Source organism: Brevundimonas sp., from assembly GCF_041919755.1.
Lineage (GTDB): Bacteria > Pseudomonadota > Alphaproteobacteria > Caulobacterales > Caulobacteraceae > Brevundimonas.
In genome coordinates this window covers 1-15,338 of sequence record NZ_JAYRTD010000014.1, presented here as the reverse complement: position 1 = coordinate 15,338, position 15,338 = coordinate 1, and the positions used below count along the sequence as shown (strand labels likewise).

At 65.5% G+C, this 15,338-nt stretch carries 17 protein-coding genes and 1 riboswitch; of the genes, 8 read left to right on the top strand and 9 right to left on the bottom strand.

The annotated features are described in order from the left end of the window. The first annotated feature begins 6 nt into the window (after window positions 1–6). Entirely contained in the window at window positions 7–984 is a 978-nt protein-coding gene (gene glk / locus ACE3TH_RS13805; RefSeq protein ID WP_374600558.1) for a glucokinase, read from the top strand. 70 nt (window positions 985–1,054) lie between these two features. Then, window positions 1,055–1,354, top strand: a complete 300-nt coding sequence (locus ACE3TH_RS13800; protein ID WP_374600556.1) for a hypothetical protein — start codon at window positions 1,055–1,057, stop codon at window positions 1,352–1,354. Window positions 1,355–1,443: 89 nt separating this feature from the next. Here the strand turns inward: ACE3TH_RS13800 and ACE3TH_RS13795 are convergent, their stop codons facing one another. From ACE3TH_RS13795 to ACE3TH_RS13780, 4 genes are all read right to left on the bottom strand, one after another. Then, a complete protein-coding gene (locus ACE3TH_RS13795) occupies window positions 1,444–1,836 on the bottom strand; it encodes a hypothetical protein (RefSeq protein ID WP_374600554.1) in 393 nt (130 codons plus the stop codon). After that, window positions 1,833–3,128 carry a homogentisate 1,2-dioxygenase gene (hmgA, locus tag ACE3TH_RS13790; protein WP_374600552.1) on the bottom strand — a complete coding sequence of 432 codons (1,296 nt, stop codon included), beginning with the start codon at window positions 3,126–3,128 and terminating at the stop codon, window positions 1,833–1,835. Before hmgA ends, ACE3TH_RS13795 begins: the two co-directional genes overlap by 4 nt. Before the next feature lie 377 nt (window positions 3,129–3,505). Next, complete coding sequence (locus tag ACE3TH_RS13785) at window positions 3,506–4,627, bottom strand: acyl-CoA dehydrogenase family protein (protein WP_374600550.1); 1,122 nt, start codon at window positions 4,625–4,627, stop codon at window positions 3,506–3,508. 4 nt (window positions 4,628–4,631) lie between these two features. Beyond that, complete coding sequence (locus tag ACE3TH_RS13780) at window positions 4,632–5,816, bottom strand: acyl-CoA dehydrogenase family protein (RefSeq protein WP_374600549.1); 1,185 nt, start codon at window positions 5,814–5,816, stop codon at window positions 4,632–4,634. Between the two features lie 129 nt (window positions 5,817–5,945). On the opposite strand from ACE3TH_RS13780, the gene ACE3TH_RS13775 reads away from it, so the two are divergent. Together ACE3TH_RS13775 and ACE3TH_RS13770 are read left to right on the top strand one after the other, a co-directional pair. Continuing rightward, entirely contained in the window at window positions 5,946–6,227 is a 282-nt protein-coding gene (locus ACE3TH_RS13775) for a DUF427 domain-containing protein (protein WP_374600548.1), read from the top strand. Then, a complete protein-coding gene (locus tag ACE3TH_RS13770) occupies window positions 6,224–6,886 on the top strand; it encodes a DsbA family oxidoreductase (RefSeq protein WP_374600546.1) in 663 nt (220 codons plus the stop codon). The genes ACE3TH_RS13775 and ACE3TH_RS13770 overlap by 4 nt, the downstream gene beginning before the upstream one ends. Window positions 6,887–7,051: 165 nt before the next feature. Here ACE3TH_RS13770 and ACE3TH_RS13765 read toward each other — a convergent pair whose 3' ends face one another. From ACE3TH_RS13765 to ACE3TH_RS13755, 3 genes are all read right to left on the bottom strand, one after another. After that, the gene (locus ACE3TH_RS13765; protein WP_374600544.1) at window positions 7,052–7,519 is read right to left on the bottom strand and encodes a hypothetical protein; all 468 of its coding nucleotides are present in this window, start codon (window positions 7,517–7,519) and stop codon (window positions 7,052–7,054) included. Between the two features lie 67 nt (window positions 7,520–7,586). Next, the gene (locus tag ACE3TH_RS13760; protein WP_374600543.1) at window positions 7,587–7,772 is read right to left on the bottom strand and encodes a hypothetical protein; all 186 of its coding nucleotides are present in this window, start codon (window positions 7,770–7,772) and stop codon (window positions 7,587–7,589) included. Then, the gene (locus tag ACE3TH_RS13755; protein ID WP_374600541.1) at window positions 7,769–8,278 is read right to left on the bottom strand and encodes an AAA family ATPase; all 510 of its coding nucleotides are present in this window, start codon (window positions 8,276–8,278) and stop codon (window positions 7,769–7,771) included. The genes ACE3TH_RS13760 and ACE3TH_RS13755 overlap by 4 nt, the downstream gene beginning before the upstream one ends. Before the next feature lie 171 nt (window positions 8,279–8,449). Here ACE3TH_RS13755 and ACE3TH_RS13750 point away from each other — a divergent pair, with 171 nt between their 5' ends. Then, on the top strand, window positions 8,450–10,072 hold the full coding sequence (locus tag ACE3TH_RS13750) for an RNA-directed DNA polymerase (RefSeq protein WP_374600539.1): 1,623 nt from the start codon (window positions 8,450–8,452) through the stop codon (window positions 10,070–10,072). Here the strand turns inward: ACE3TH_RS13750 and thiC are convergent. Together thiC and ACE3TH_RS13740 are read right to left on the bottom strand one after the other, a co-directional pair. Next, window positions 10,069–11,898, bottom strand: coding sequence for a phosphomethylpyrimidine synthase ThiC (gene thiC / locus ACE3TH_RS13745; RefSeq protein ID WP_374600661.1), 1,830 nt, complete (start codon window positions 11,896–11,898; stop codon window positions 10,069–10,071). The two genes, ACE3TH_RS13750 and thiC, sit on opposite strands and share 4 nt — an antisense overlap. A 136-nt stretch (window positions 11,899–12,034) precedes the next feature. Next, window positions 12,035–12,143: riboswitch (TPP riboswitch) on the bottom strand. A 27-nt stretch (window positions 12,144–12,170) separates the two neighbouring features. Next, complete coding sequence (locus tag ACE3TH_RS13740; RefSeq protein WP_374600537.1) at window positions 12,171–12,788, bottom strand: TetR/AcrR family transcriptional regulator; 618 nt, start codon at window positions 12,786–12,788, stop codon at window positions 12,171–12,173. A 126-nt stretch (window positions 12,789–12,914) separates the two neighbouring features. Here ACE3TH_RS13740 and ACE3TH_RS13735 point away from each other — a divergent pair, with 126 nt between their 5' ends. From ACE3TH_RS13735 to ACE3TH_RS13725, 3 genes are read left to right on the top strand one after another with little or no spacing between them, the layout of a single operon-like run. Further along, complete coding sequence (locus ACE3TH_RS13735; RefSeq protein WP_374600535.1) at window positions 12,915–13,328, top strand: BLUF domain-containing protein; 414 nt, start codon at window positions 12,915–12,917, stop codon at window positions 13,326–13,328. Window positions 13,329–13,385: 57 nt separating this feature from the next. After that, a complete protein-coding gene (locus tag ACE3TH_RS13730; protein WP_374600534.1) occupies window positions 13,386–14,384 on the top strand; it encodes a D-cysteine desulfhydrase in 999 nt (332 codons plus the stop codon). Further along, window positions 14,381–15,055 (top strand): aspartate/glutamate racemase family protein, encoded by a 675-nt coding sequence (locus tag ACE3TH_RS13725; protein WP_374600532.1) that lies wholly within the window; start codon window positions 14,381–14,383, stop codon window positions 15,053–15,055. Before ACE3TH_RS13730 ends, ACE3TH_RS13725 begins: the two co-directional genes overlap by 4 nt. The last annotated feature ends 283 nt before the right edge of the window (window positions 15,056–15,338 follow it).

The following is a 15,338-nucleotide window of genomic DNA, read 5'->3' as shown; positions in this document are numbered from 1 at the left end:
TGCCTGATGACGGTGAACTGGGACAAGACCCTGCTGGTCGGGGACGTCGGCGGCACAAATGCCCGGTTCGCCATCGCCCACATGATCGGCGGCAAGCCCGTGCTGGAACATCACGAAAGCTTTCCGGCCTCGGAACACCCGACCTTCCTGGGCGGGGTCAAGGCCTTCATTGACGGCTGCGAGGTCAAACCGACCGGCGGCGTCATTGCCGTTGCCGGTCCGGTGACGGATGGTGCCATCGACCTGACCAACTCGCCGTGGCAGGTTTCGGAAGCTGAGCTGGCCACTTTGGGTCTGAACCCCGTGCGCCTGATCAATGACTTCGAGGCCCTGGCCTGGGGCGCACCCGTCGTGCCGGAGGATCAGCTGGCGTCTCTGGGCGGCCCGGACGAGGGCGAAGAACGCTCGGCCATCGCCGTGCTCGGCCCCGGTACCGGCTTCGGCGTCTCGGCCCTGGCGCGTGACATCCACGGCAACGAAATCGCCATGCCGTCCGAGGGCGGCCATGCCTGTTTCGCGCCGGGCGATCCCATCGAAGACGAAATCCTGCGCATCCTGCGTCGCCGCTACGACCGGGTCTCGATTGAGCGGCTGATCTGTGGCCCAGGCCTGCTGAACATGCACCGCGCCCTGGCAGAGATCGACGGGCGCGAGACCCACATCGACGATCCGGCCCAGATCACCACTGAGGCGATGGAAGATCCCAACAGCGCCTGCGGGGCCACCTTGGCCCGGTTCTGCGCCATCCTGGGGGCAGTGGCCGGCGATATCGCCCTGACCACCGGCGCGCGGGGTGGCATCTATATCGCCGGCGGCATCGCGCCGCGTATCCTGCCCTTCCTCAAGGCCAGCCCGTTCCGCGAGCGGTTCGAGCGCAAAGGCCGGTTCGCCGACTATATGGCCGCCATCCCCACTAAGGTGATCCTGCACAAGCATGCGGCCCTGCTCGGGGCGGCGCGCGTGGCCTTCTCCGACGCCGGATAAAATTCTTCACGGGCGCGTGAACCGTTTGTGATCGGTGACGTTATCCGGACCTCACTGGAGGAAACTATCCATGCGTAAACTGATTATCGCCGCCGCCGCTACCTTCGCCTTCGCCGGCCTCGCCGCTTGCCAGAGCCCCGCTGACGAAGCCGCCGAAAAGCAAGCCGACGCCATCGAGGCCCAAGGTGAAGCCCAAGCCGAGAGCCTGGAAGCCCAAGCCGCCGCTGCCCCGACCGAAGCCGGTGCCGCAGCGCTGGAAAACGAAGCCGACCGCGTCGAAGCCTCGGCCAACGCCGAAGCCAACCGCATCGAGCAACAGGCCGGCAACGCCGATGGCGGCATGACGACCTCGAACACCCCCTCGCAGTAAGATCGGGCGTTCACGCACCGGTCGTTGACCGGACGAACGATATGAAGACCCCCGTCGCAATCGCGGCGGGGGTTTTTCCATGCTTGCCGTCAGTCGACGCAGATGGTCGCCTCGGCCTTGCCGCCCTCGACGGTGGTGTAGCAGCCGAAGCGGCTGCTGTTGGCCTGGCACTGGCCGACGGCGGCAGACCCGGCATCCGGAGTGCCGTTGACCTCCTCGACCCGGCAGTCGCCCTGGCAATCGTCGCCGTCCGTGCAGCGGCGTCCCGCATCGGCGTAGGACACCACACACTGCAGCGACTGCATCCGCCCCTGCGGCAGCATCTTCCCGCCCCGCGCGGCACAGGCGGCTGCATCGGTGCCCGGGGCAGGGGTCTGGACCACCGGTGGATCGTTCGATGCCATCTCCGTCGATGTGCCGCTCGGCATGGGCTGGCAGGCCGCCATCAGCAGCGCCGCCGCCGCGATCAGTATGCGCTTCATTCCACTTGTCCCTTGTCGAACCCGGTCCAGACGTCGTCATAGTCCAGCTGCATCGTCGGACTGGTTTGTGCCCATTCCGTGGTGCGGATCGGCATACGGGTCTCGAACATGAAGGCCAGGGTGTTCTCGATCTTGACCGGCTTCAGCTCGGCCGCGACCGCCTTGTCATAGCTGGCCTGGTCCGGACCATGGCCGCTCATGCAGTTGTGCAGGGACGCGCCGCCCGGGGCGAACCCGCCCTCCTTGGCGTCGTATTCGCCGGTCACCAGCCCCATGAACTCGCTCATGACGTTGCGGTGGAACCACGGTGGGCGGAAGGTGTCCTCGGCCACCATCCAGCGCGGCGGGAAGATCACGAAGTCGCAGTTGGCCACGCCCGGCGTATCGGACGGACTGGTCAGGACCGTAAAGATCGACGGATCCGGATGGTCGAAACTGACGGTGCCGATCGTGTTGAACCGCGCGGTGTCGTATTTGTAGGGCGCGTGATTGCCGTGCCAGCCGACGACATCCAGCGGGCTGTGATCGAAGGTGGTGGTCCACAGCCGGCCGCCGAATTTCTGCACGCATTCGGTCGCCCGATCCACATCCTCATAGGCGGCGACCGGCGTCAGGAAATCGCGCGGATTGGCCAGGCCGTTCGAACCGATCGGCCCCAGGTCCGGCAGGCGGAAGGCCGCGCCATAGTTTTCGCAGACATAGCCCCGGATCGGGCCATCGCACTCGACCCGGAACCGGACGCCACGGGGGATGACGACGATCTCGCCCGGTCGCGCATCGATCCGTCCCATCTCCGTGACAAAGACCTGATGTCCCGCCTGCGGGACGATCAGCAGCTCGCCATCGGCGCAATAGAAGACCCGGTCCACCATCGACCGGTTGGCGGCATATAGATGGATGCCTGTCCCGGCCCCCGCCTCTGCATCGCCATTTCCGCCATAGGTGACCAGTCCCTCGACCCAATCGGTGGGGGCATCTGGCATGGGCAGGGGATCCCACCGCATCCGGTTCGGCGACGGCGGCGCATCGTGGAACGGACCCGATCGGACACGACCCTGGGCGAAGGGCTTGTAGGCCGGATGCTGGGCGCTGGGTCGCAGGCGATACAGCCACGACCTCCGGTTCTCCGACCGCGGCGCGGTGAAGGCCGTCCCGGACAGCTGCTCCGCATACAGCCCCATCGGCACCCGCTGCGGCGAGTTGCGCCGCTTCGGCAAGGCCCCGGCCACCGCCTCCGTCGCAAAGTGATTGCCGAAGCCGGACATGTACTCAGGCGCGTTGGCTCGCGTCATAGGCATTCTCCCTTGGCGTAGGGTTTAGCGGGGCTCTCCCGCCGCGTCACCCACTGCCGATGCCTGTGGTGTAAGACGGACCGACACCCGGATGGTTTGCGCGCCGATCAGGTCCTCGGAAGGCGAGCGCGATCGTGCAATAGGCAAGTTGCTAAGATAGCGCTCAGCAAGGTCGCGTGTTGCCACGGTGTCGGGCTCGACCGAAACTAGAACACACCTTTCAAAGGCCCTGTCCCGTGTGGGCAGCGGATATTTCACGCAATCAAGTGTTACCCTCGGTCGAGTGGGATCGGCGGGCTCCTCTGCGGGCACTGTGGAGCAGCCGGCTGACGCGAATACCGCGATCATCAGCCACACTGAACCTGCCGCTTTCATACTCAGAACCCCTTCGCCCGCGCCAGCCGTTCCGTATGGAAGCCTGCGTCGCCCATCAGTTCGTTCAGCACCCGCACCCGCTTCATGAACAGGCCGACGTCGAAGGCGTCGGTCATGCCGACGCCGCCATGCATCTGGACCGCCTCCTGCACCGCCAGTTCCGCGACACGCCCGGCCTTGGCCTTGGCAACCGAAACCGCCAGTCCGGCATCGTCGCGCCCCGCATCCAGCCGCTGCAAGGCCCCCAGAACGGCGGCGCGGGCCAGTTCGATCTCGGTGAAAAGATGGGCCGAGCGATGCTGCAGAGCCTGGAACTCGCCGATCAGCCTGCCGAACTGTTTGCGGGTCCGCAGATACTCTAGCGTCAGTTGGAACGCCTGATCCCCCGCCCCGGTCAGCGAAGCCGCAGCACATGCCCGGCCCAGGTTCAGCGCGCCTTCCAGCAACCCCTCACCACCGTCGACCGCCCCGATCACCGCATCGGCATCGACCTCGACATCGGTCAGCGTCACCCGCGCCGCATTGTGGGCGTCGACCATGACGGTCCGCTCGATCTCGACACCCGCCGTCTTCGGATCGACCAGGAACAGCGTCAGCCGCTCCTCTGTCCGCGCCGCCACGATCAGGGCGTCGGCGATGTGGCCGTCCAGCACGAACCCCTTGGTCCCGTTCAGCTTGAAGCCATTGCCCGACCGCTCCGCCGTCGTGGCGATGGCGGAAGTTCTGTGCTTGGCCCCTTCGTCGACGGCCAGCGACAGGATCGCCTCGCCCGCCGCGATGCGGGGCAGCCAGGCCGTCTGCTGCTCGGCCGAACCGCCGTCGATCAGCACCTTGGCCGACAGCACGCCCGATCCCATGAAGGGCGACGGCGTCAGGGTGCGGCCCAGGGCCTCGGCCACCACGCCCGCCTCGACCGCGCCCAGGCCGGTGCCGCCGTGCTCCTCGGGAATGATGACGCCCGCAAACCCCATCTCGCCGAACGCCTTCCACAGGTCCCGCGAGACGCCGTCGGCATCGTGGCTGTCACGCAGGGCCCGCAGATGGGCGATCGGCGCATTCTCGTTCAGGAAGCCATCGGCGGCCTCCTTCAGCATGGTCTGCTCTTCGGTCAGGATCAGCGGCAAGGTCTCAGGCTCCCGGCAGTTGCAGCAGGTGTTTGGCGATGATGTTCAGCTGGACCTCCGAAGTGCCGCCTTCGATGGAGTTGGCCTTGGTCCGCAGCCAGTCGCGGGCGGCGGTGCCGTTGCGCGAGCGTTCGCCCTCCCACTCCAAAGCATCCGACCCGCCGGCGGCCATGATCAGCTCGTGCCGGCGCTTGTTCAGCTCCGAGCCATAGTATTTCAGCATGGAGGCGATGGCGGGGTGGGCCTGACGCGCCTTGACCTGATCCCCCACCCTCTCCATCGAAAGATTGAAGGCGGCCATGTCGACGTCCAGATCCGCGATCCGTGCACGGAGGATGGGGTCGTCCAGACGCCCGTCGTCGTCCAGCCCGACGCTGTCGCCCGCGACCTGACCCAGCGGCCGGCCCGCCCCAAGGCTGCCCATGGCCCCGATCATCGTCCGCTCGTGTGCCAGGAGCGCCTTGGCCACGTCCCAGCCCCGGTTCAGTTCGCCGACCAGATTCTCCTTCTCCACCCGCACATCGTCGAAGAAGGTCTCGCAGAACGGGCTCTTGCCGCTGATCAGGACGATGGGCCGGGTCGAGACGCCCGGGCTGGCCATGTCGAACAGGACGAAGGAAATCCCCAGATGCTTGGGCGCGTCCGGGTCGGTCCGCACCAGGCAGAAGATCCAGTCGGCCTTGTCGGCATAGCTGGTCCAGACCTTCTGGCCGTTGACGATCCAGTGGTCGCCGCGATCCTCGGCCTTCGTCTGGATCGACGCCAGGTCCGACCCCGCGCCCGGCTCTGAATAGCCCTGGCACCAGCGGATCTCGCCGCGCACGATCTCGGGCAGGAAGCGCTTCTTCTGCTCCTCGGTGCCGAACTGCAGCAGGGCCGGGCCCAGCATCCAGATGCCGAAGGACGACAGCGGCATCTGGGCGTCGATGCGGCGCATCTCCGAGGCCAGGACCTTGGCCTCCTCGCGGCTCAGCCCCCCGCCGCCATATTCCGTCGGCCATTCCGGGGCGGTCCAGCCGCGCGCGCCCATGACCTCCATCCAGCGCTTGTGCGCGGGCGTCTTGAAGGTCGGATTGCGCCCGCCCCAGACCCGGTCCTCTTCGTTCTCCAGCGGCCCCCGGCATTCGGCGGGGCAGTTGGCCTCCAGCCAGGCGCGCGTCTCGGCGCGGAAGGTTTCCAGATCGGACATGACGGCCTCGCTTTCTTCCAGAGCGAGGACGTTAGCCGGTCCTTTTTGACAACGGAACCCACGATTTGACGCATGGCGAAACCCGGCCAAGGCCCCATATCCCGTCCTCATCCCTCACAGGAGACGACGATGGTTCAGGCGACATGGAACGGCACGGTGATTGCCCAGAGCGACGACACCGTGGTGGTCGAGGGCAACCACTACTTCCCGGCGGACGCGGTCACTGACGGCGTCCTGAAACCCAGCGACACCACCACCGTCTGCCCGTGGAAGGGCACGGCCTCCTATCACACCGTCGTCGTCGACGGTCAGGAGAACCGCGACGCCGCCTGGTACTATCCCGAGCCCAAGGATGCGGCGAAAGAGATCAAGGGCCGTATCGCCTTCTGGAAGGGTGTCACCGTCGCATGACCCGCACCCTCAGCATCGACTTCGTCTCCGATGTGGTCTGTCCCTGGTGCGTAGTCGGCCTGGGCGGGCTGGAACAGGCGCTGGCCACCGTCCGGGCCGAGGGGATAGAGGCGACCATCACCTTCCAGCCGTTCGAGCTGAACCCCGGCATGGCCCCGGAGGGTGAGAAGATCGGCGAACACATCGCCCGCAAATACGGCTCCACTCCCGAACAGTCCGCCGCCAATCGCGCCATGATCACCGAACGGGCCGAGGATGCCTGGCCGGGATTTGAGATGCGCATGGGCCCCGACAGCCGCATGTGGAACACCTTCGACGCCCACCGCCTGCTGCACTGGGCGCACGAGACGGGCGGTGCCCCCGCCCAGCGCGCGCTGGAGGAGGCCCTGTTCCGCACCCACTTCACCGACAACCGGTCCCTGACCGATCCGGAGGTGCTGGCCGACGCCGCTGCGACCGCCGGCCTGGATCGGGCCCGCGCGGTCGAGGTCCTGTCCGACGACCTGTATGCGCCCGAGGTCCGCGCCGCCCAGACCCTGTGGCGCGCCCGGGGGATCAACGCGGTCCCTGCCGTCGTCATCGAGGGCCAGTATCTGATCAGTGGCGGCCAACCGGCCGAGGTCTTCGCCGAAGCGCTGCGCAAGGTGGCGGCGGCTTAGCCTTCTCCCCTCGGGGGAGAAGGTGGCGCGCGAAGCGGGTCGGATGAGGGGGCTGTGTAGATTCGCAGACCGTCCGACAATGAGCGCGCGGCCGGCATCCCCCTCATCCGGGCCTCCGGCCCACCTTCTCCCCCGGAGGGGAGAAGGACTGAAAACACAGTCCACTCAGTCCACTCGGTCCACTTCGACCGGGCCGTGGAGGTAGTCCCAGCGGCGTTGTTCCTGCTCCATGGCCTGATCCTCCTCGACCGCCTCGGCGTCGAGGATGAGTCGGACGCGGCGCCAGCGCAGGGCCTCGGCCGCCTGGCCGCGCAGGACGGCGCGCTGCATGCGGCGCCAGGCGACGAAGGACAGTTGGCGCAGTTCGACCCGGTCCAGGTCGCCGTCGATCTCATGCTCCAGCAAGACCCCCTCGTCATCGGGATCCAGGGTGTTGGGCGGGGTCCAGGGCTGGTCCGTGCGCCGCCAGCCCTCGCGCGCCGCCCGGTTGCGCATGGCCGTCAGCCCTACCCCGTGCCGCCGACAGACCTCGATCCCCGGCAGGCCCGACAGATAGTCCTCCCGCACCCGCCCCCAGACCTCATCCGGCGCACTGCGCCCCTTGCCGTACAGCGTGGGTGATCCGTCTGCCATCTGTCTCCTCCCGTTGCGAACGGAGGCAGGGCTAGCATGCGGCTACGTCAAGATCGGTCGTAGGGGCCTAAGCCGCCTTGCCCTTGGCCGGCTTCGACGGGCTGTCGTCGGTGGCCGTGATCAGGCGACCCTTCCAGCCGGGCGGCGGCAGGAACTTGCCGGACTTTTCCTCGCGCGTGCCGTGCTTGGCCATCTCGGCGGCGCGCCGAAGGCCCTTCAGGACAGTTTCGTGATCGAAGATCGACTTGCTCATCGCGGTCCCCAATCTAGCAGTTCGGGCGTTGGACCGCCACTGGCGTAGACCGTCCAGTCGTCGGCCAGCGGCTTGTAGGTCGTTTCGAGATATTCGAGGCTGACGTCGAAGCGTCGTCGCAAGGTGTCTTCCGGAATGCCATGGCCGCCCTGCGAGACGCGGTGCGCAACACGGGCGACGGAGTGGTCCGCGCTGGGCAGGCGCAGATAGATCAGCTCGAACCGGTAACCCGCCGCCTTCCAGTCGCGGATGCGGACGGCATGGGAGCGGGTGGCCAGGGTTGTCTCCAGCACAAAGTCCGCCCGCTCGGCCGCCAGCTCGTCGAGCCGCTCCAGCACCCGCCGCCCGGCGGCCAGATCGCGCGGCGCGCCCGCGCCGGTCAGGCCGCGCGCCACCTCGTCCGGATTGACGAACCGAAAGGTCTCCGCGCGCTCACGCAGGAAGCCGTTGATGAAGGTGGTCTTCCCGGCCCCGTTCGGACCGGCGAGGAGGACGAGGGTGGGCATGGGAAGGAAATTAGCTCGGTCGATCAGCCAGCGCGACGGCGAAAAAGGGTGTGTTCTTGGTTCTGCCAAGAGACGCTGCGGACGGTGGCGGGAACAGCAGTTTTGGCCGGTTGCGAGGCTTCTAACGTGCTTCTAGTGTGAGTTGTCGAACGGAGGTGCTGGAGGGCACTGGTGGTCAAGAAAATATTGGTCCCAACGCGACCTCTTAAAGAGCGTCGGTTAAAGCGGCTCTTGGGACGCGGCTACTTTCCAACTGAGTTGCCGCCGACGTTCACTACGGAAGATTTTGCAAATAGTACGACCAAGCTTAGGTCAGCTTGGGATGTTGAAAAAATCCTAGCGTTTAGAACCAAGCCCGAACACTACTCGATTCCTCGTTATGGCCATGCCCGCCGGTCTCTGTCCATTGTCAATCCAGTCAACCAGTTCGCGGTTGCCAAGATCATAGCAGATAACTGGCCAGATATTGAGAAACGTCTAAAGAGATCTTCCACATCTGAATTCAAGCCTGCTATCCTGCTTTCTGGTCCAGGGCGATCGGTCACGGGAGTAGACTTCGACGCGGTAGCCAGACGGCGATCAAAAATTTTGGGGTTGTATGGTCGATACGTTAAGACCGACGTGACGCGCTTCTTCCCGTCGATATACACCCACTCGATCGCTTGGAGTTTAGTCGGCAAAGAGTTCGCAAAGAAGAACTATAACAAGCCAGCGTTTAAAGGTCATTTTGGAAATCAGTTAGATCGAGCAATCGGCGCAGGTCAGGAGGGACAAACTGTAGGCATACCGATCGGTCCTGATACGTCTCGGATAGTTTCAGAGTTGATTGCTGCCGAGATCGAGCAAATTGCGAAGCAAACCATACCCGATCTCAATGATCGTTCTGTGAGATATGTCGATGATTTTATTATCGGTCTTAGGGAGGACGAAACCGAGTCCGCCGTTTTGGTCGGCATCGCCAATGCGCTCTATGAGTATGAGCTAGAGTTAAGTGCTGAGAAGACAGACACCCACGGGATGGGGTGCAAGCACGCACCGGAGTGGGTCAGCTTCATTAGGAATTTCGAACCTAGCCCGGGCACTCGCCAGCGAGACGACCTAGACTCATTTTTTGAGCACGCTCTCTATCTAGCCGATGAGAATTCCAAGGAGCACGTCCTCCTATTTGCGGCCAAGAGAGCTGTCTCATTTAGCGTGCAAACCACTAACACGGCCCATCTATTCCGGTGGCTTCTCTACTGTGCGAGGCGCTCGCCCAGTTGTCTGCGCTTTGTCGCAGAGCATCTTGCGGCCATCCGCGCTGACAAGGTCACTGACAAAGGCGAAATCGCAGACTTCATTCTGCAGCAAGTTCCCGTAAAGGCCGAGGCCGCCCACACCGATGAAGTCGCATGGCTCCTATTCTGGGCGAGGGAGATTGGCCTGAAGTTGGACGCTGGCTTGTTTGATCGCGTCCGACCGTTGCGAAGCTCCGCAGTTGGCCTTCTCACCTTAGACCTGAATGATCGCGGCCTGATATCGGGCAAGCTCAAAGTTCCAGAGTGGAAGGCGTTCGCTACGCAGGACGGCCTTAAGTCGGAGATGTGGCTTCTTGCCTATGAAGCGACGCTCAAGGGGTGGTGGCCAGGGTCTGTCAAATCCAGCTTTGTAAGCGGCCACCCTTACTTCGGAACGCTTTGGTCAGAAAAGGTAGAGTTCTACGATCCGAAGAAGACATCTAAAGCTGCCACCACACCATCGAGGATGGTGTTCCGCGCGAGCCCGTCATCAGATTATGGCGACGAGTATATCTAAACCTTCACCTCCACCACCCCGCCCCCGGCGCGGAACTTCGCGCTCATCTCCGCCATCCCGGCCTCCGCTTCCGCCAGCGAGCCGCCCGCATCGTTCTGGGCCGCCGCGTCCCGGCGGATGTCCTGGCTGATCTTCATGCTGCAGAACTTGGGTCCGCACATGGAGCAGAAGTGGGCGGTCTTGTGGGCCTCCTTGGGCAGGGTCGCGTCGTGGTATTTGCGGGCCGTTTCGGGGTCGAGGCCGAGGTTGAACTGGTCCTCCCAGCGGAACTCGAACCGGGCGCGTGAGAGGGCGTCGTCGTGCAGGCGGGCGGCCGGGTGGCCCTTGGCCAGGTCGGCGGCGTGGGCGGCGATCTTGTAGGTGATGACGCCGTCCTTGACGTCCTGACGATCGGGCAGGCCCAGATGCTCCTTGGGCGTGACGTAGCAGAGCATGGCCGTGCCGAACCAGCCGATCATGGCCGCGCCGATGGCGGATGTGATGTGGTCATAGCCGGGGGCGATGTCGGTGGTCAGCGGCCCCAAGGTATAGAAGGGCGCCTCGTGGCAGTGTTTCAGCTGCTCATCCATATTGGCCTTGATCTTGTGCATCGGCACATGGCCGGGGCCCTCGATCATGACCTGGCAGCCCTTGGCCCAGGCGATCTTGGTCAGTTCGCCCAGGGTGCGCAGCTCGGCGAACTGGGCCTCGTCATTGGCGTCGGCGATGGAGCCGGGACGCAGGCCGTCGCCGAGGCTGAAGCTGACATCATAAGCCCGCATGATGTCGCAGATGTCCTCGAAATGCTCGTACAGGAAGCTCTCGCGGTGATGGCTGAGGCACCATTTGGCCATGATGGAGCCGCCGCGGCTGACGATGCCGGTGACGCGCTTGGCGGTCATCGGCACGAAGGGCAGGCGCACGCCCGCATGGATGGTGAAATAGTCCACGCCCTGTTCGGCCTGTTCGATCAGGGTGTCGCGGAACACCTCCCAGGTCAGGTCCTCGGCGATGCCGCCCACCTTCTCCAGCGCCTGATAGATCGGCACGGTGCCGATGGGGACGGAGGAGTTGCGGATGATCCAGTCGCGGATGTTGTGGATGTTGCGGCCCGTCGACAGGTCCATGACGTTGTCGGCGCCCCAGCGGGTGGCCCAGACCAGCTTGTCGACCTCGTCGTCCACGGAGCTGAGGACGGCCGAATTGCCGATGTTGGCGTTGATCTTCACCAGGAAATTCCGGCCGATGATCATCGGCTCGACCTCGGGGTGGTTGATGTTGTGCGGGATGATGGCGCGGCCCCGCGCGATCTCCTGACGCACGAACTCAGGCGTCACGAAGTCGGGGATGCTGGCGCCGAAGTCCTCGCCGTCGCGGATGCAGGGGCTGTTCTGCTCGCGGCGCAGGTTCTCGCGGATGGCGACATATTCCATCTCGGGCGTGATGATGCCGGCCTTGGCGTATTCGTACTGGGTGACCGGGCGGCCCTCGACGCCCTTGAAGACGCGGTGGTTGGAGGTGTCGAAGCGCGGGGCCAGGTTCTTGCCGCTGGCATGGCCGTTGTCCTCGGGCCGGACCTCGCGCGGATTGGCGACGGGGGCGATGTCGCCGCGATCCAGCTGCCAGCTGGACTTCACGTGCGGCAGGCCGCGCTTGATGTCGATGGTGACGGTCGGGTCGGTATAGGGGCCGGAGCTGTCATAGATGGTCACCGGCGGCTCGTTCGCCGACGGATGCACCGCCACCTCGCGGAACGGCACCCGGATGTCGGGGTAGAGCTCGCCGGCGACATAGACCTTGCGGCTGCCCGCCCGCTCGCCGGTCGGGATGGTGCCGGTCTCGCGCATGACCTCCTCGCGCGCATCCTTGAGCGACAGGTCGACGTTGGGCTCTTGGGGTTCTGGCGTGACGTGGATGTTCATGGCGGCCTCTGTGCAAGAGGGCTCCGCCGACGTCGGGCGCGGGGTCCTGTGGCGAGGGCCATGGACCGCGTGTTACTCATCCCTTCGCCGGCATGACCCGGATCAGGTTCGACGGGTCAGGCGGCTACGCCAATCTCAGCCGCTTGGATGCGACCCCCCGGAGAACGGGGCGACGATAGGCGCAAAGCGCGTGCGGTTCAATCCGGCCAGGCGGCGGTCAGCTGATCGATGGCCGCCTCGATGCGAGCCCAGCCGGCGGCGTCCAGCTCCAGCCCCGCGAACCGGCCCCGGCCGGCTGCGGTCAGGGCCAGATGCTGGACGGCGGCCAGCATGACGGCGTTCAGGGCCACGACGTCTCCCTGAGGCGGCAGACGCAGCCGGGGGCGACGCTCGCGCATCCAGTCCTGCACCACAGCCGAACGCGCTCTTTCCATGTCACGCAGCTGGGGCGTATCCGCGCTGAGCTCCCAAGCCAGCATCCGCAGGATCAGCGGATTGGCCCGCAACGCCGCCAGATAGGCCTTCAGCGCCTCGCGCGCGAACTCGCGATAGCTGGCGGCGGTGCTGGGCGGAGCCTCGGCCAGCGTCTGGCCCAGCCACACATCCAGTGCGCGGGCCAGGCGGGCGACCACACCGTCGACGCCCCCGAAATAGCGATAGATCAGCTTGCGATCGACACCCGCCTCCGCCGCCAGGGACTGGACATTCAGGGCGGACCAGCCGTCGCGCAGCAGCAGGCGCTGGGCCGACTCGACAATGGCGGCCTCTGTTCCGGCACGGCCACGCGGGCGGGGAGCAGGCGAATCGATCGACATGTCCCGATGATGAGACAAAAGCGGATATTTCGCCAGCGTAACCCTTTGGCGTTGCAGCGATCACCGCGACCTCCCCTATGCAACCCTGTCGTTGTCGGGCATTGAGCGACCGGCGAGGGAAGCGCGATGAATTCAGGTCTGGAACGGCTGGTTTATGAGAGCAGGGCGACAGGATCCACCGGATCACTGGTCAATCTGGCGACCATCCTGGCCGAGTCACAGCGGAACAACGACCGTGACGGCCTGACCGGCGCTCTGGCCGCCCACAACGAACGCTATGTTCAGGTGATCGAGGGGCGACCGGCATCGCTGGACAACCTGCTGCGCCGACTTCAGAGCGACCCACGGCACTGCGAACTGCACATCATCGACCGCGAGCCGATCCGGGAGCGCCTGTTTGACGGATGGAGCATGGCCAGCGCCCGCATCACGCCCGCGCAGGGAGACGCGCTGGACCATCTGAAGCAGCGCGGCGAACTAACGGCACAACAGACCATCCGGATCCTTCTGGACGCCCTGAACCCGCCCGCTGCGAACTGAGGTCGGCAAACCGATAGCGGCCCGCTATGAGGGGTGACCCTCGACCGGAGCCCGCCCATGCACCTCGCCCGTTTTCCCCGCGTCCGTCTGGCGCATCTGCCAACACCGCTGGAGCCGCTGCCGCGCCTGTCGGAGGCGCTGGGCGTGGAGTTGTGGATCAAGCGTGATGACTGCACCGGCCTGGCTGGCGGCGGCAACAAGACCCGCAAGCTGGAATTCCTGCTGGGCGACGCCTTCGAACAGGGGGCCGACACCCTGGTCACCCAGGGCGCAGTCCAGTCCAACCATGTGCGTCAGACGGCGGCGGCGGCGGCAGCCCACGGGCTGAAGTGCGAGGTCATCCTGGAAGAGCGGACCGGGTCGAAGGCCACCGACTATGTCCACAACGGCAACGTGCTGATGGACCGGCTGTTCGGCGCAGGCATTCGCTTCGTCGACGGCGGATCGGACATGCCGGCCGAGCTGGAGAAGACGGCGGCAGAGGTGCGGGCGCGCGGTGGCCGGCCCTATGTCATCCCGGGCGGCGGATCGAATGCGATCGGGGCCCTGGGCTATGTCGACTGCGCGCGCGAGATCGTGGTCCAGGCCGACGAGCTGGACCTGCCCATCGACCGGATCGTGACGGCGACCGGCAGCGCAGGCACCCATGCGGGACTGGTCGCCGGATTGGCGGTCATGGGTGCGGACATTCCGGTCTTGGGTATCGGGGTGCGCGCTCCGAAGCCGAAACAGGAGACCAATGTGCTCAAGCTGGCGCAGGAGACGGCAGCCCTGCTTGGCCGGCCCGACGCCGTCACGGATGCCATGGTCGTCGCCGACTGCGACTATGTCGGCGAGGGCTATGGCCTGATCGACGGGGCGGTGATCGAGGCGCTGAAACTGGCGGCCCGCACCGACGGCATCGTTCTGGACCCCGTCTATACCGGCAAGGCGATGAAGGGTCTGATCGCCCTGGCCAGGGCCGGACGGTTCGAGGGCGAGACGGTGGTCTTCCTGCACACCGGCGGGGCGCAGGGCCTGTTCGGCTATCAGGGCGAGATGGAGGGGGCATTGTGAGCAAGGTCCTCGGCGTCCTGGGCGGCATGGGCCCCGCCGCGACCGTGGCCTTTCTGGCTCGGATTCAGGCCCTGACCCCCGCCGAGGGGGATGCCGACCACATCCGGATCATCGCCGACATCAATCCCCAGGTGCCCGACCGCAATCGCCAGCCGGATGCCGCCGAAAGCGTTCTGGGTCAGATGGCGATGCGGCTGCGAGACGCTGGGGCCCAGGTCCTGGCTATGCCCTGCAACACCGCTCATGCCCAGGCGGCCGGAATCAAGAAGGCCGGCCTGCCCTTCATCGACATGATCGCCGAGACCACCGAGGCGGCGCTGACGGCGACTGGCGAGGCCGCGCCCAGGAAGGTCGGCGTCCTGGCCACGCCGGGCGGTGAGGCGCTTTATACCCGGTCCCTTCAGGCCAGGGGGTGCAGGATCGTCCGCCTCACCGGGCAGGACCGCGAAACCTTCATGGGCTGCGTCTATGCCGTGAAGCGCGGCGACACCGGCGATGCAGCGCGCGCTGAAATGCGCCGCTTGGCCGCCACCCTGGTCGAGGCAGGCGCCGAGGTCGTCATCGCCGGTTGCACCGAGGTCCCCCTCCTGCTGACCGCGGAGGATGTGTCGGTGCCGCTGGTCGATTCCGCAGAAGTATTGGCCCAAGCCTGCGCCAGAGCGTGCAGCTGAGCAGGTGGTCTGCCTAGCGATGACTATGGAAAGGTGGTGCCGCTTAGGTGACTCGAACACCTGACCCCATCATTACGAAATCTAGGAAAGCGCGAGGCTGAAACCCAAGCCGGGCATAACTTTCTGACGATTTCAGCAGCTCGCGCAACCGCAGACCCAACCCCTTCTGACGTGCCCCTGAGAATTTCCTCCACGTGGAGCTAGAGTCCGGCCCTTGAAAGGACGGACGGAATGAAACGAGCGAGATTCACGGAAGAGCAGATCATCGGGATCCTGCGGGAGA

Bases quoted from the DNA above. Each gene is read 5' to 3' on its own strand.
- glk (WP_374600558.1), top strand. From the start codon at position 7: ATGACGGTGAACTGGGACAAGACCCTGCTGGTCGGGGACGTCGGCGGC.
- ACE3TH_RS13800 (WP_374600556.1), top strand. From the start codon at position 1,055: ATGCGTAAACTGATTATCGCCGCCGCCGCTACCTTCGCCTTCGCCGGC.
- ACE3TH_RS13795 (WP_374600554.1), bottom strand. From the start codon at position 1,836: ATGAAGCGCATACTGATCGCGGCGGCGGCGCTGCTGATGGCGGCCTGC.
- hmgA (WP_374600552.1), bottom strand. From the start codon at position 3,128: ATGACGCGAGCCAACGCGCCTGAGTACATGTCCGGCTTCGGCAATCAC.
- ACE3TH_RS13780 (WP_374600549.1), bottom strand. From the start codon at position 5,816: ATGTCCGATCTGGAAACCTTCCGCGCCGAGACGCGCGCCTGGCTGGAG.
- ACE3TH_RS13775 (WP_374600548.1), top strand. From the start codon at position 5,946: ATGGTTCAGGCGACATGGAACGGCACGGTGATTGCCCAGAGCGACGAC.
- ACE3TH_RS13770 (WP_374600546.1), top strand. From the start codon at position 6,224: ATGACCCGCACCCTCAGCATCGACTTCGTCTCCGATGTGGTCTGTCCC.
- ACE3TH_RS13765 (WP_374600544.1), bottom strand. From the start codon at position 7,519: ATGGCAGACGGATCACCCACGCTGTACGGCAAGGGGCGCAGTGCGCCG.
- ACE3TH_RS13760 (WP_374600543.1), bottom strand. From the start codon at position 7,772: ATGAGCAAGTCGATCTTCGATCACGAAACTGTCCTGAAGGGCCTTCGG.
- ACE3TH_RS13755 (WP_374600541.1), bottom strand. From the start codon at position 8,278: ATGCCCACCCTCGTCCTCCTCGCCGGTCCGAACGGGGCCGGGAAGACC.
- thiC (WP_374600661.1), bottom strand. From the start codon at position 11,898: ATGCGCGAGACCGGCACCATCCCGACCGGCGAGCGGGCGGGCAGCCGC.
- ACE3TH_RS13740 (WP_374600537.1), bottom strand. From the start codon at position 12,788: ATGTCGATCGATTCGCCTGCTCCCCGCCCGCGTGGCCGTGCCGGAACA.
- ACE3TH_RS13735 (WP_374600535.1), top strand. From the start codon at position 12,915: ATGAATTCAGGTCTGGAACGGCTGGTTTATGAGAGCAGGGCGACAGGA.
- ACE3TH_RS13730 (WP_374600534.1), top strand. From the start codon at position 13,386: ATGCACCTCGCCCGTTTTCCCCGCGTCCGTCTGGCGCATCTGCCAACA.